The sequence below is a fragment of the Mesorhizobium sp. WSM4830 genome (assembly GCF_055811495.1).
Genome location: NZ_JBVVQI010000027.1, coordinates 36165 through 49895, shown reverse-complemented (window position 1 = coordinate 49895; position 13731 = coordinate 36165). Strand labels below are relative to the sequence as shown.

14 protein-coding genes are annotated in these 13731 nt (G+C 63.7%); 10 read left to right on the top strand and 4 right to left on the bottom strand.

The genetic code is table 11. From position 1 onward, the window contains the following. The first annotated feature begins 5 nt into the window (after nucleotides 1-5). The 9 genes from AC0L2Y_RS27005 to AC0L2Y_RS26965 all read left to right on the top strand — a co-directional run bounded on the left by AC0L2Y_RS27005 (nucleotide 6) and on the right by AC0L2Y_RS26965 (nucleotide 9266). Nucleotides 6-2300, top strand: coding sequence for a bifunctional salicylyl-CoA 5-hydroxylase/oxidoreductase (locus AC0L2Y_RS27005; RefSeq protein ID WP_473560666.1), 2295 nt, complete (start codon nucleotides 6-8; stop codon nucleotides 2298-2300). Then, nucleotides 2297-3070: an SDR family NAD(P)-dependent oxidoreductase gene (locus AC0L2Y_RS27000; RefSeq protein WP_473560665.1), complete on the top strand. Its 774-nt coding sequence runs from the start codon at nucleotides 2297-2299 to the stop codon at nucleotides 3068-3070. The genes AC0L2Y_RS27005 and AC0L2Y_RS27000 overlap by 4 nt, the downstream gene beginning before the upstream one ends. Further along, nucleotides 3064-3534: a MarR family winged helix-turn-helix transcriptional regulator gene (locus tag AC0L2Y_RS26995; RefSeq protein WP_473560664.1), complete on the top strand. Its 471-nt coding sequence runs from the start codon at nucleotides 3064-3066 to the stop codon at nucleotides 3532-3534. The genes AC0L2Y_RS27000 and AC0L2Y_RS26995 overlap by 7 nt, the downstream gene beginning before the upstream one ends. After that, entirely contained in the window at nucleotides 3531-4343 is an 813-nt protein-coding gene (locus AC0L2Y_RS26990) for an enoyl-CoA hydratase family protein (protein WP_473560662.1), read from the top strand. The genes AC0L2Y_RS26995 and AC0L2Y_RS26990 overlap by 4 nt, the downstream gene beginning before the upstream one ends. A 231-nt stretch (nucleotides 4344-4574) precedes the next feature. After that, nucleotides 4575-5723, top strand: coding sequence for an acyl-CoA dehydrogenase family protein (locus tag AC0L2Y_RS26985; protein ID WP_473560661.1), 1149 nt, complete (start codon nucleotides 4575-4577; stop codon nucleotides 5721-5723). Between the two features lie 74 nt (nucleotides 5724-5797). Next, a complete protein-coding gene (locus AC0L2Y_RS26980; RefSeq protein WP_473560659.1) occupies nucleotides 5798-6193 on the top strand; it encodes a RidA family protein in 396 nt (131 codons plus the stop codon). Between the two features lie 174 nt (nucleotides 6194-6367). Next, complete coding sequence (locus tag AC0L2Y_RS26975; protein ID WP_352565195.1) at nucleotides 6368-7159, top strand: ABC transporter substrate-binding protein; 792 nt, start codon at nucleotides 6368-6370, stop codon at nucleotides 7157-7159. A gap of 109 nt (nucleotides 7160-7268) precedes the next feature. Next, complete coding sequence (locus AC0L2Y_RS26970; protein WP_292656040.1) at nucleotides 7269-7943, top strand: amino acid ABC transporter permease; 675 nt, start codon at nucleotides 7269-7271, stop codon at nucleotides 7941-7943. 30 nt (nucleotides 7944-7973) lie between these two features. After that, nucleotides 7974-9266 (top strand): cysteine desulfurase-like protein, encoded by a 1293-nt coding sequence (locus AC0L2Y_RS26965; RefSeq protein ID WP_473560657.1) that lies wholly within the window; start codon nucleotides 7974-7976, stop codon nucleotides 9264-9266. Here AC0L2Y_RS26965 and AC0L2Y_RS26960 read toward each other — a convergent pair. Next, nucleotides 9197-10069, bottom strand: a complete 873-nt coding sequence (locus AC0L2Y_RS26960) for an NAD(P)H-dependent oxidoreductase (protein ID WP_473560656.1) — start codon at nucleotides 10067-10069, stop codon at nucleotides 9197-9199. The genes AC0L2Y_RS26965 and AC0L2Y_RS26960 overlap by 70 nt on opposite strands. Before the next feature lie 94 nt (nucleotides 10070-10163). Here AC0L2Y_RS26960 and AC0L2Y_RS26955 point away from each other — a divergent pair, with 94 nt between their 5' ends. Then, nucleotides 10164-11084, top strand: coding sequence for a LysR family transcriptional regulator (locus AC0L2Y_RS26955; RefSeq protein WP_473560655.1), 921 nt, complete (start codon nucleotides 10164-10166; stop codon nucleotides 11082-11084). Nucleotides 11085-11106: 22 nt separating this feature from the next. Here AC0L2Y_RS26955 and AC0L2Y_RS26950 read toward each other — a convergent pair whose 3' ends face one another. From AC0L2Y_RS26950 to AC0L2Y_RS26940, 3 genes are read right to left on the bottom strand one after another with little or no spacing between them, the layout of a single operon-like run. After that, entirely contained in the window at nucleotides 11107-11937 is an 831-nt protein-coding gene (locus AC0L2Y_RS26950) for a dipeptide ABC transporter ATP-binding protein (protein ID WP_473560653.1), read from the bottom strand. Then, entirely contained in the window at nucleotides 11934-12809 is an 876-nt protein-coding gene (locus AC0L2Y_RS26945; RefSeq protein ID WP_473560651.1) for an ABC transporter ATP-binding protein, read from the bottom strand. The genes AC0L2Y_RS26950 and AC0L2Y_RS26945 overlap by 4 nt, the downstream gene beginning before the upstream one ends. A 4-nt stretch (nucleotides 12810-12813) precedes the next feature. Beyond that, nucleotides 12814-13731, bottom strand: a complete 918-nt coding sequence (locus tag AC0L2Y_RS26940) for an ABC transporter permease subunit (protein ID WP_023676823.1) — start codon at nucleotides 13729-13731, stop codon at nucleotides 12814-12816.

The window sequence follows — 13731 nt, the reverse complement described above, 5'->3', positions numbered from 1 at the left end:
GCACGATGAAAGTTGCGGTTCTCGGCGGCGGACCAGCCGGGCTCTACTTTGCCATCTCGCTGAAGCTCAGGGATGCCGCGCATGAAGTGACGGTGCTCGAGCGCAACCGTGCCGATGATACGTTCGGCTGGGGCGTCGTGCTGTCGGCCGAAACGCTGGAGAACCTGACCAAGAACGACCCGGTCAGCGCCGTCTGGATCCGCAAGCACTTCGCCTATTGGGACGACATTGCCGTCATCCATGACGGCGTGCGCACGGTCTCGACCGGCCACGGCTTTTGCGGCATCGGCCGCAAGCGGCTGCTCACGCTGCTGCAGCGGCGGGCGCGCGAACTAGGCGTCAAGCTGGTCTTCGAGACCGACATCGCCGATCCCAAGCCGTATATGGAGACGCACGATCTGGTCGTCGCCGCCGATGGGCTGAACTCGAAAGCGCGGGGCGCCTTCGTCGACGTGTTCAAGCCCGATATCGACATCCGTAAATGCAAGTTCGTCTGGCTCGGCACCCACCAGAAATTCGACGATGCCTTCACCTTCATCTTCGAAAAGACCGAGCATGGCTGGGTGTGGGCGCATGCCTACCAGTTCGACAGCGATACCGCGACCTTCATCGTCGAATGCAGCGAGCAGACCTGGCAGCGCTTCGGCTTCGGCGCGATGTCGCAGCAGGAATCGATCGCCGTCTGCGAGCGCATCTTCGCCAGGCATCTGGGCGGCCACGCGCTGATGACCAACGCCAATCATATCCGCGGCTCGGCGTGGATCAATTTCCCACGCGTCTTGTGCGAACGCTGGTCCTACAAGAACCTGGCGCTGATGGGCGACGCGGCGGCGAGCGCGCATTTCTCGATCGGCTCCGGCACCAAGCTGGCGCTGGAAAGCGCGGTTGCGCTGGCCGACTATGTCGAGTCCGAGCCGGGCCTCGATGCGGCCTTCCGCAAATATGAGGATGCGCGGCGCACCGAAGTGCTGAAGCTGCAGTCGGCGGCGCGCAATTCGCTCGAATGGTTCGAGGAGGTCGAGCGCTATCTCGGCCTCGATCCAGTGCAGTTCAACTATTCGCTGCTGACCCGCTCGCAGCGCATCGGCCACGAAAATTTGCGGCTGCGCGATGCCGAATGGCTGGCCGGCGCTGAAGAATGGTTTCAGCGCCAGGCCGGAGCCGGCGGCAACAGTCTTCGTCGCGCGCCGATGTTCGCGCCGTTCCGGCTGCGCGACATGACGCTGCAGAACCGCATCGTCGTCTCGCCGATGGCGCAGTACAAGGCCGTCGACGGCTGTCCGACCGACTGGCATTTCGCCCATTACGCCGAACGGGCCAAGGGCGGCGCCGGCCTCCTCTACATCGAGATGACCTGCGTCAGCCCGGAGGGCCGCATCACGCCTGGCTGCCCCGGTTTCTATGCGCCCGAGCATGAGGTCGCCTGGAAGCGGCTGGTCGAGTTCGTCCATGGCGAAACCGAGGCCAAGATCTGCGCCCAGATCGGCCATTCGGGTGCCAAGGGGTCGACCAGGCTCGGCTGGCAAGGAACCGACGTGCCGCTGCCCTCGGGCAATTGGCCGGTCATGGCAGCGTCTTCCGTGCCGTGGTCGCTGGAAAACCAGGTGCCGAGGGCGATGAACCGCGCCGACATGGATATGGTGCGCGACCAGTTTGTCGCCTCGGCCGAGATGGCGGCGCGCTGCCGCTTCGACATGCTCGAAATACACGCCGCGCACGGCTATCTCCTGTCCTCCTTCATCACGCCCCTGACCAACCGGCGTACCGATGCCTATGGCGGCTCGCTGGAAAACCGCATGCGCTATCCCTTGGAAATCTTTCATGCGGTGCGCGCCGTGTGGCCGGCCGAGAAGCCGATCTCGATGCGCATCTCCGCCAATGACTGGCTCGGCATCGAAGGCGTGACGCCGGCCGATGCCGTCGAGATCGCGCGGCTGCTGCATGAGGCCGGCGTCGACATCTGCGACGTGTCGGCCGGCCAGACTTCGGCCGTGGCAAGACCGGTCTATGGCCGCATGTTCCAGACACCGTTTTCCGACCGCATCCGCAACGAGGTCGGTATGGCGACGATGGCGGTCGGCAATATCTACGAGCCGGACCATGTCAACTCGATCCTGATGGCGGGCCGTGCCGATCTCGTCGCACTGGCTAGGCCGCATCTTGCCGATCCCTACTGGACGCTGCACGCGGCCGTCACGCTTGGCGATCGCGGCGTCAAATGGCCGGATCCCTATCTGCCCGGCCGCGACCAGCTCTACCGGCTGGCCGAACGCGAAGCGGCAGCGGGGCTGAAAGTATGAGTGCCGCGACGACGATTTCGGGGCGTCATGCGCTGGTCACCGGCGGCGGCTCCGGCGTCGGCCGGGCGATCGCGCTGGCGCTTGCCGGCGCGGGCGTTAACGTGACCATCTGCGGCCGGCGCGAAGCGGCGCTGGCTGCGGTTGCCGCCGAGAACAAGCGCATCTTCGCCAATGCCGCCGACGTCGCCGACGAGGCATCGATGGCGTCGCTCTACGAGGCCGCGGAAGCGGCACGCGGACCGTTCGACGTCGTCGTTGCCAATGCCGGCATGTCCGGCAGCGCCCCGGCGCAGCGGACCTCGCTGGCAGACTGGCAGCGCACGCTCGACGTCAACTTGACCGGTGCGTTTCTGACTGTGAAGCCGGCGTTGGCCGGCATGGCAGTGCGCAAGACTGGCCGTATCATCTTCGTCGCCTCCACCGCCGGACTGAAAGGCTATCCCTATGTTGCAGCTTACGTTGCCGCCAAGCATGGCGTCGTCGGCCTGATGCGGGCACTCGCCGTCGAGACCGCCAAGTCCGGCATAACAGTGAATGCCGTGTGCCCAGGGTTTGTCGAAACCGAGATGCTGGAGAGCGCCGTCCAGCGCATCGTCCAAACGACCGGCCGCTCGTCCGAGCAGGCACGGACAAGCCTTGCCGCGACCAACCCGCAAGGCCGCTTCATCCAGCCGGAAGAAATTGCGGCCGCGGTACTTTATCTGTGTGGCGACGCCGCCCGGTCGATTACCGGGCAGACGATTTCGATCTCCGGAGGTGAGACATGGTAGCCGGTCCCCTGCCTGCCCCGTCCGGACCCGGCAAAGACCGCCTGCGGCTGTGGATACGCCTGCTGCGCGCCTCGCGCACCATCGAGGCCGAGCTGCGCGAACGCTTGCGGCAAGAGTTCAACACGACGCTGCCACGCTTCGACGTGATGGCCGCGCTCTACAGGGCGCCTGAAGGCATGCTGATGAGCGACCTGTCGCGCTTCCTGCTGGTGTCCAACGGCAATGTCACCGGCATCATCGACCGGCTGGTCTCGGAAGGGCTGGTGATGCGGGCCCGACGCAATGGCGACCGCCGCACTTCGATGGTGCGGCTGACCGAGGAAGGGTCGAGGACTTTCGCCGTAATCGCCGCCGCGCATGAGAAATGGGTCGGCGAGTTGCTGGGCAATGTGAGCGAGGACGAGGCGCGCCGGCTGACCGGCATGCTGACCTCCTTCCGCAGCAATTGGGAGGGACGGGAATGACGAAGATGGCGGGCCGCAAGCCGAAGCATTTCCAATGGCAGGTCGAAGGCAAGGTCGCAAAGATCCGGCTCGACCGGCCCGAACGCAAGAACCCGTTGACCTTCGACAGCTATGCCGAATTGCGCGACACTTTTCGCGACCTCGTCTATGCCGACGACGTCGATGCAGTGGTGTTCCTGCCCAATGGCGGCAATTTCTGCTCGGGCGGCGATGTCCATGAAATTATCGGCCCGCTGGTCAAGATGGACATGAAGGCGCTGCTCGCCTTCACTCGCATGACCGGCGATTTCGTCAAGGCGATGTTGAATTGCGGTAAGCCGATTGTTGCGGCGGTCGACGGCGTGGCGGTCGGCGCCGGCGCGATCATCGCCATGGCTTCCGATATCCGCATCGCAACGCCACAGGCCAAAACGGCTTTCCTGTTCACCCGCGTCGGCCTTGCCGGCTGCGACATGGGCGCCTGCGCGATCCTGCCGCGCATCATTGGCCAGGGCCGCGCCGCCGAGCTGCTCTATACCGGCCGCACGATGAGCGCCGAGGAAGGCGAGCGCTGGGGCTTCTACAACCGGCTGGTCGATGCCGCAACGCTCGAGACCGACGCGCTCAACATGGCCGCGCGCATCGTTTCCGGCCCGACCTTCGCCCATGGCATGACCAAGACGCAGCTGAATCAGGAATGGTCGATGGGGCTTGACCAGGCGATCGAAGCGGAAGCCCAGGCGCAGGCGATCTGCATGCAGACCCGTGACTTCGAGCGGGCGTACACGGCTTTCGTCGCGAAGGAAAAACCGGTGTTCGAGGGGGATTGAGAATGATCGCTTCCATGGCCACGCTGGCGGGACAGCACCCCCCTCTGGCCTGCCGGCCATCTCCCCCTCAAGGGGGGAGATCGAATGTCGCTGCGGCTTTCGCCAATCGCCACCGCCGCAAGATAGGAGCCGACGCCGGAGCTGCCAATCTCCCCACTAGAGGGGGAGATGTCCGGCAAGACAGAGGGGGGCGCCGTGGAGCGGCAGGGCCGGAGAACTGTGGAGGCAGAAATGCCTGACCGTTCCTTCCTCTCCTGGCCGTTCTTCGAGGATCGTCACCGCGAACTGGCAGAGCGGCTGGAGGCATGGTGCGCCAAGAACCTGCCGGTCGCGCATGACGATGTCGACGCCGCCTGTCGCGAGCTGGTGACCAAGCTCGGCAAGGACGGCTGGCTGAAGCCGACGGGGCTCGATTCCGACAACCCTGCAGCACTCGACGTGCGCACGCTCTGCCTCACCCGCGAGACGCTGGCCCGGCATGACGGGCTGGCCGATTTCGCCTTCGCCATGCAAGGGCTCGGCACTGGTGCGCTCAGCCTGTTCGGCTCGCCCGACCAGCAGAGCTGGCTGGCGAAAACACGGGCCGGCAAGGCGATTTCGGCTTTCGCGCTGTCGGAGCCGCGCTCGGGCTCGGACGTTGCCAATATGGAAATGACGGCCACGCGTGACGGCGACAGCTATCTCCTATCGGGCGAAAAGACTTGGATCTCCAACGGCGGTATCGCTGACTTTTATGTTGTCTTTGCCCGTACCGGCGAGGCGCCCGGCGCCAAGGGGCTTTCCGCCTTTGTCGTGCCTTCCGAAACCGAGGGGCTGATCGTTGCCGAGCGGCTGGAGGTGATTGCGCCGCACCCGCTCGCCCGGCTGTCCTTCGACAATGCACGCATTCCAGCCTCGGCGCTGATCGGCAAACCCGGTGACGGTTTTCGCATCGCCATGTCCGTGCTCGACGTGTTCCGTTCGACCGTCGGCGCAGCGGCGCTCGGCTTTGCCCGGCGCGCGCTGGACGAAAGCATCACAAGAGTGGCCGAGCGCAGCCTGTTCGGTGCGCCGATGGCCGAGCTGCAGATGGTGCAGGGCCACATCGCCGACATGGCGCTGGATGTCGATGCCGCCGCGTTGCTGGTCTATCGTGCCGCCTGGACCAAGGACATGGGCGCGGCTCGGGTTACCCGCGAAGCCGCCATGGCCAAGCTGTTCGCTACCGACAAAGCGCAAGAGGTGATCGACAAGGCTGTGCAGCTGCATGGCGGCGACGGCGTCCGCAAGGGCCATATCATCGAAAGTCTGTATCGTGAGATCCGGGCGCTGCGCATCTACGAGGGAGCGTCCGACGTGCAGAAGGTGGTGATTGCACGGCAGGTGATGGGGGCGGCCTGAGACCGGAGTTGTGTGGAAGAATTGATTGTCTTTGAGTTTTAAGCGACCGGATTTGAGCATTGGGAGGTTTTGACATGCACACCATCCTGCAGCCGGAAGGCTGGGCGAAACCCGTCGGCTACGCCAATGGCGTTACCGCGCGTGGGCAGCTTGTCTTCGTCGGCGGGCAGGTCGGCTGGAACGGACAGGGCCGCTTCGAGACCGATGATCTTGTCGGCCAGGTGCGGCAGACGCTGGCCAATATTGTTGCCGTGCTCGCCGAGGCCGGCGCCACGCCTGATCATATCACCTCAATGACCTGGTACTTTACCGACAAGGCGGAATATCTGGCCAATCTCAAGGGGATCGGCGAGGTCTATCGCGAGGTGATCGGCCGGCATTTTCCGGCGATGGCCGCTATGCAGGTGATGGCGCTTGTCGAGGATCGCGCCAAGGTTGAGATCCAGGCCACGGCGGTTATTCCGGAGTGACGGCAACACGCGGCAATTTTTTAAGCTTAAAACTTTCGCCTTGAAAAGCACGGTACTTTGGATAGCATCGATCTTACGACTGCCGTGCCGGGAGGGCTTTCCGGCAGTCCGGTCACTTGGCGTATCAAAGCCGTGCGGGGCCAACCCGTCCGATCACAACCAGAGGGAACGAAAATGAACTTCACCCGTCGCAACCTGCTGCTTCTTGCTGCCGCCATCGGCATCGCCGGCGGCCCGGCCTATGCCGAAGGCACGCTGAATGTCGGCGCCTATCCGACCAATCCGCCTTTTGAATACAAGAACGAGAGCGGCACGTTCGAGGGTTTCGAAGTCGACATCATCAATGAGGCGGCAAAGCGTATCGGCATGACCACTGATATCGCCGACCTCGGTTTCCAGGCGCTGTTCGCTGCCACCACCTCGAAGCGCATCGACGTCGCCATCTCGTCGATCACCATCACGCCGGAGCGGCTGAAGTCTCAGTCGTTCACGCAGCCCTACTATGATTCCGACATGGGCATCGCCGCGAAGGCCGACAGCCCGATCAAAGCCGAGGCCGACCTCAAGGGCAAGATCGTCGGCGTGCTGTCCGGCTCGACCGGCGAAGCCTGGGTCAAGGCCCACCAGGAAGCGGACGGGTTCAGTGACGTCAAAGGCTACGACACGCAGCAGAATTTGCTGCTCGATCTCAGCTCCGGCCGCGTCGATGCGGCGGTCAGCGATATTCCGGGCCTGGAATATTCTTTCACCAGGATGAAGGATCTCGCCGTAAAAGAGCGCATCAAGACCGGCGAGCAGTACGGCCTGATGATGACCAAAGACCACCCGCTGCTCGGCAAGCTGAACGACGCGCTGACCGCGATGAAGAAGGACGGCACGCTGGCCGCGATCCACAAGAAGTGGTTCGGCAGCGACGCACCTGCCGAGTCCTCGACCGTCAAGGAAATGCCTATGCCGAAGGCCTGAGCGGCAGTTCGCGCTTAAATGTCGTGCCGGCTTTCGTGCCGGCACGATTTTCGGATTTCGGGCTCGGGCTCGAGCGTCGCGGGACGCCAAACGTTTCGGGAATGCTGCGATGTCGCTGCTGGACACCTTCTTCAACGCCGACGTCATGGTCTCCAGCCTGCCGGCGCTGCTGCGCGGTTTCCTGAACACGCTGTTGCTTGGAATCATGAGCATCGGCATCGGTATTCCCGTCGGCCTCGCGATCAGCCTGGTGCGGCTCTATGCGCCGAAGCCGCTTCGGTTACTGGCTGTCGGCTACATCGACATTTTCCGGGCGATGCCGGTGCTGGTCGTGCTGATCCTGATCTACTATGCGCTGCCGTTCCTCGGCATTCGCCTGTCATCGTGGACGTCCGCGGTGATGGCCTTCGCCATCATCATGGCGGCCTATTCGGCCGAGGTGTTCCGCTCCGGCATAGAGAGCATTCCGCGCGGCCAGTTCGAGGCGGCGCAGGCGCTCGGCCTGCCGTTCTTGCTGACATTGCGCAAGGTGGTACTGCCGCAGGCGATCCGCGTGGTCATTCCGCCAATGACGAGCAATTGCGTTTCGATGTTCAAGGATACTTCGCTCGCATCCACCGTGGCGCTGCCCGAACTGCTGAAGGAAGCGACCAACGCACAGTCGCTCTATGCCAACCCCTCACCGCTGATCGGCGCGGCGCTGGTCTACCTCATCTTTCTCTGGCCGATGGTCCGTCTCGTCAGCCTCCTTGAACGCCGCTTCCAAACCGAAAAGACCCGCTGAATCTGTCAGCGCACTTCGCAGGAGACGACCTTGAACCAGCATCAGATTTCGAAAACCGGCGATGCCGCAGCTTTCCCGGTCGAGACGATCCGCGCCATGTTTCCCGCCTTGCAGCAGGCGGGCGACTTCGTCTTCATGGACAATGCCGCCGGCGCGCAGATCCCGCAAAGCGTACTCGATGCGGTCACCAACCATTTGGTCGCGCATAATGTGCAGCGCGGCGGCCGCTATGGCCGCAGCGTCACCGTCGACCAAGCCGTCGCCGGCGCGCGCGAAAGCGTGGCCTTGCTGATCAACGCCGCCAACCCGGCGGAGATCTGTTTCGGCATGAACGCCACTTCGTTCATCCGCCTGGTCAGCCTCGGCATCGGCCAGATGCTTTCCGAGCGACCAAACGAGGAGCGTGATGAGATCGTCGTCACCGACATGGACCACGACGCCAATATCGCGACGTGGCTGGCGCTGGCGCCCGCCGGCGCCAAGTTCAAATGGTGGCGGATGCGCGAGGACGGCAATCTGCATGTCGACGATTTGCGCCCGCTGGTCTCCGAGCGCACCCGGCTCGTGGCCTGCACGGTGACGGCGCATTCGATCGGCTCGATTGTCGACGTTGCCTCCGTGGCTGGGATTGCGCATGCGGCAGGCGCTGAAGTGTTCCTCGACTGCGTGCATTACGGACCGCACGGGTTGATCGATGTGCAGGCTTGGGATTGCGACTATCTGGTCTGCTCCGGCTATAAGAATTTCTCGCCGCATATGGGCTTCCTGTGGGGCCGCTTCGAAACGTTGAAGCGCTTGCCGACCTTCCGCGAGGATTTCATCCCCGACGAGCCGCCCTACAAGATCGAGGCCGGTACCTTCATTTACGAGAACGTCTCCGGCATGGATGCCGCGGTGCGCTACCTCGAATCGATCGGCCGCAATTTTGCTCCAGCCAATAACCGGTCGCGCCGCGACAACATCGTCGCCGGCATGAATGCCATCCGCGACTACGAGCAGGTGCTGGCGCGCGAAATGCTGGCGGTGCTCAAAGATTGCGGCGCTACGATCTACGGCGTTGCCGAAGAGGCACGCCTCGGCGAGCGCGTGCCGACCTTCTGCTTCAACATCGGCACGCTGTCGCCGCAGAGGATCGTCGAGGAGATGGCCGAGATGCAGATCGGCATCCGCGACGGCCACATGTATGCGCCGCGCCTGATGAAGCGGCTCAATCTCAGCATGGACAGCGGCGCCGTGCGCGCCTCGCTGGTGCATTACAATACGATCGAGGAAGTCCGGCGCTTCGGCGAGGCGCTGCGCACCATCATCGCCCGGCTGTCCTGATCGGGCTGGCCGGCGGCGCCGGCGCGGTTCTCGTGAAGCGCGAAGGCGGTCGCACCCGGGTTCTCCAGGCCCGGGCGCAATTGCATGCTTGGGATCAAGTAATCGCCGCCATTCTGCTGCCGATAAGGAATGGGCCGGATTGTCTCGAGCGTCCGCATCCTCTCGCGCAGTCGCTCCGCGGCAGGCTCGAAATCGGCCTCCCCGAAACGGTCCACCCTGTAGACCACGAACGGCGGAAGCACGTCGTAGCCCGGATAGTAGAGAATCCCGTGATTGATCGGGAACAGCAGGTCGTCGATCGGGCCGTTGACGCCGCGGGCGGAATAATGCTCCTCCCAGCCGCCGGTGGTCACGATCAGCATTGCGCGCTTGCCGGCGAGCGTTCCCTCACCAAAGCGGTCGCCCCACCGCTTGTCGCTGTGCTCGCCGACGCCATAGGCGAAGCCGTAGGCGTACACCCGATCGACCCAGCCCTTGAGGATCGCCGGCATGGCGTACCACCACAGCGGGAACTGGAGGATCAGGGTGTCGGCCCATAGCAGCTTGCCGATCTCGGCTTTGACGTCATTGGTCAGAGTGTTCGTCGCGAAAGCCTTTTTGGAGGCGCCGGCCGGCAGGAAACGTGCTTCGGGCGGCCACGACGGAAAGTCGGCACGGTCTACCTCGGATTTCCAGCCATCGGCATAGAGGTCGGACACCCGCACCTCGTGGCCCTGGGCCTCGAGTTCCCTGATGGCGACGTCACGCAACGCGCCGTTGAGCGAACGCGGTTCAGGATGAGCAAAAACAAGCAGGACTTTCATGGGTCTACTCCGAAGAAGGGACGATAGACACCAAAAGTAGCCAGCCGTGGGCTGATCCACTATATGCAGGAAATGTATAATATAATGCCGAATAATGGATAGATCGGACGTCACTCTCGAGCGCATGCGCACCTTCGTTCGGGTTGCCGAGCGCGGTAGCCTCTCGGCTGTGGCGCGCGAACTCGGAGTTGGGCAGTCGACAATCACACGGCATTTGCGGGAACTCGAGGAGGCCGTCGGAGTACCCTTGCTCAGCAGGACCACCCGGCGCGTCACGATGACCGACGAAGGCAGCCGTTACTATGCCGACAGCGTCCAGATCCTGCGCCTCGTTGAGCAGGCCGGCGACGAGGCGCGAGGCACGCGCGGCGCATCGGCCGGCACGATCCGGATATCCTGCACGGCGGCGCTCGGGGTCTTGCATGTCAGCCGGCTGATCTTCGCCTTTCAGGACCGCTATCCCGACATCGGCATCGATCTCAGCCTCACCGACGACCGCATCGATCTTGTGCGGGAGGGCGTCGATATCGCGCTTCGCCTCGGTCCGCTCACCGACAGCTCGATGAAACTGCGGGCGCTCGGCCAGTCCCGACGTCTGCTGGTGGCGGCGCCGGCCTATCTGGCGGCGCGCGGCAGACCGGCTGTCCCGCAGGATCTGCCTGGCCATGAAGGCATCCGGATGTCGAACATCGCGGGAAGCGACATGCTCGTCCTGCAGGGGCCGGGCGGCGAGACCTTTGCGGTGCCCTTTGGCGGGCGATTTCGTGTGGACCATGGGCTTGCCGCGCGCGAAGCCCTTGTCGCCGGACGCGGCATCGCACCCGCGCACCACTGGCTTGTCGACGATCTCCTGGCGGCCGGCCGGCTGGAGGTGGTCATGCCGGGCTATTTTCCGCCTCCGGTCCCGCTGAGCATGCTGATCGTTCCGGAGCGTGCGGGCATTGCCCGGGTGCGGCTGCTGGTCGACTTTCTCGTCGAGCAGATCTCCGGCATTCCGGGGATCGAGAAGCGGTAGCCGGCCGGCAAACCTCGCCGGATCAGGCGGCCTTCTTTTTCGCCAACCTTGCCTTGATGCTGGCAACGTCGGCACGCGGCGTCGCCGCGAACAGCGTCCTGGTGTAGCTGTGCTTGGGGTCGGCGAAGACCTCGTCGCGCGCGCCGTATTCGACCGCTTCGCCGAAATACATCACCATCACGTCGTCAGCGATATAGCGCACCACCGACAGGTCGTGGCTGATGAAAACATAGGTCAGCTGAAACTCGTCCTGCAGGTCGGCGAGCAGGTTCAGCACCTGCGCCTGCACCGACAGGTCAAGCGCCGAGACCGGCTCGTCCAGCACCAGGAGGCTGGGGTTGAGCATCAGCGCGCGGGCGATGGCGATCCGCTGGCGCTGGCCGCCCGAAAACATATGCGGGTAGCGATTATAGTGCTCGGGGCCGAGACCGACCTTCTTCAGCATCTTCATGGCAAGATCGCGCCGCTCGTCAGCCGTGCTGTCGGTGTTGATGAGCAGCGGCTCGCCAAGCACGTCGCCGATCTTCTGGCGTGGATTGAGCGAACCATAGGGGTTCTGGAAGACGATCTGCACCTTGCGACGCATTTCCTTCGACAGGCCGTCCCTGGCGATGTCCACCTTCTTGCCGTCGATGAAAAGCTCGCCGGAGGTCGCCGGATCGATCAGGGTGATGATGCGGGCAAGTGTTGACTTGCCGCAGCCGCTCTCGCCGACGATGGCCAGCGTCTTGCCCTTGTTGACGCTGAACGAAACACCCTTGACCGCATGAACCGTACGGGAAGGGCGGAAAAGCCCGCCGCCGACATGATAGTCGCGCACGATGTTCTTGCCTTCGACTACCGTCACGCTCATGAGGCGGTTCCTCCTGCGGACCGGGCTGCGACTACAGATGGGGCCGGCTCGAACAACATGTCGGAAACAGTAGGCAACCGGTCGCCGACGGCGTTTTCCGGCAGCGCCGACAGGAGCGCGCGCGTGTAGTTGCTCTTGGGGGACTCGAACAGCGACAGCACGTCGGCCTCTTCCATCTTGCGGCCCTTGTACTGGACGATGACACGGTCGGCGGTCTCGGCAACCACCCCCATATTGTGGGTGATCATGATCAGGCCCATGCCATATTTGGCCTGCAGGCCGACCAGCAGATCGAGGATCTGCTTCTGGATGGTGACGTCGAGGGCCGTGGTTGGCTCGTCGGCTATCAAAAGCTTGGGATTGCAGGCGATGGCGATGGCGATCATGACGCGCTGACACTGACCACCCGACATCTGGTGCGGGAAGGAGCCCAGCCGTTCCTCGGGGTCGGCGATGCCGACGAGCTTCATCAGTTCAATGGCGCGCGCCCGGCGCTGGGCGCGGTCCATACCCATGTGGAAGCGCAGCACCTCCTCAATCTGGAAGCCGACGGTAAAGCACGGGTTGAGGCTGGCGACCGGCTCCTGGAAGATCATCGAAATGTCCTTGCCGACGATCTTGCGCCGCTCGGATGGGCCGAGCTTAAGCAGGTCGATGCCGTCGAAGGCCATGCGGTCGGCCCTCACCGTCGCCGTGTTGGGCAAAAGCCCCATCACCGCCAGCATCGCCACCGATTTGCCGGAACCGGATTCGCCGACGATCGCCAGCACCTCGCGCGGTTCGATCGACAGGTCGATGCCTTGTACCGCCATGAATGGTCCGGCGGCGGTGTCGAAGGAAACGGTCAGGCTCTTGATCTCGAGAAGAGGCATTGGATCATGACCTCTTCAGCTTGGGATCGAAGGCATCGCGCAGACCATCGCCGATCAGGTTGATGGCAAGCACAGTGATCAGGATGGCAAGGCCGGGGAAGGTCACCACCCAAGGCGCGCGCAGGATGAACTCGCGCGCCGAGGCCAGCATCGTGCCCCATTCCGGCGTCGGCGGCTGCGCACCGACACCGAGGAAGCCGAGCGCCGCAGCCTCGAGAATAGCGTTGGAGAAGGACAGCGTCGCCTGCACGATCAGCGGTGCCAGGCAGTTCGGCAGGATCGTCCTCACCATCAAGCGAAGATGACCGGCGCCGGCCACCTTGGCGGAGATGACATATTCGCGGTTCTTTTCGGCCATCACAGCGGCGCGGGTGAGGCGTGCGAAATGCGGCTGCAGCACCAGCGCGATCGCCAGCATGGCGTTGAACAGGCCCGGGCCGAGGATCGCCACCAGCACCAGCGCCAGAAGCAGCGACGGGAAGGCCAGGATGATATCCATGATGCGCATGATCAGCGTGTCGACCCAGCCGCGGAAATAGCCGGCGAGCACGCCAAGCACGATGCCGCTGGTGAGTGAGAAGACGACGACCACCAGGCCGATGAACAGCGAAAAACGCGCCCCGAAGATCAACCGTGAAAGCATGTCGCGACCGACGGCGTCGGTGCCGAGCAGGAACATCGATTTGCCGCCTTCCTGCCAGGCAGGAGGTGCCAGCAGCGCATCGCGAAACTGCTCGTCGGGCGAATGTGGGGCGACGAACGGCGCAAAGATCGCCACCAGCACCAGCGCCGAAAACACGACAAGGCCGATTACCGCGCCGGTGTTCATCGAGAAATAGTGCCAGAACTCGGCGAAAGCCCGTTGCCTGCCGCCTGTCGGGATGGAGGCAGCGGTGGCTTCGGCGGCGGATTCGTCGGTCAT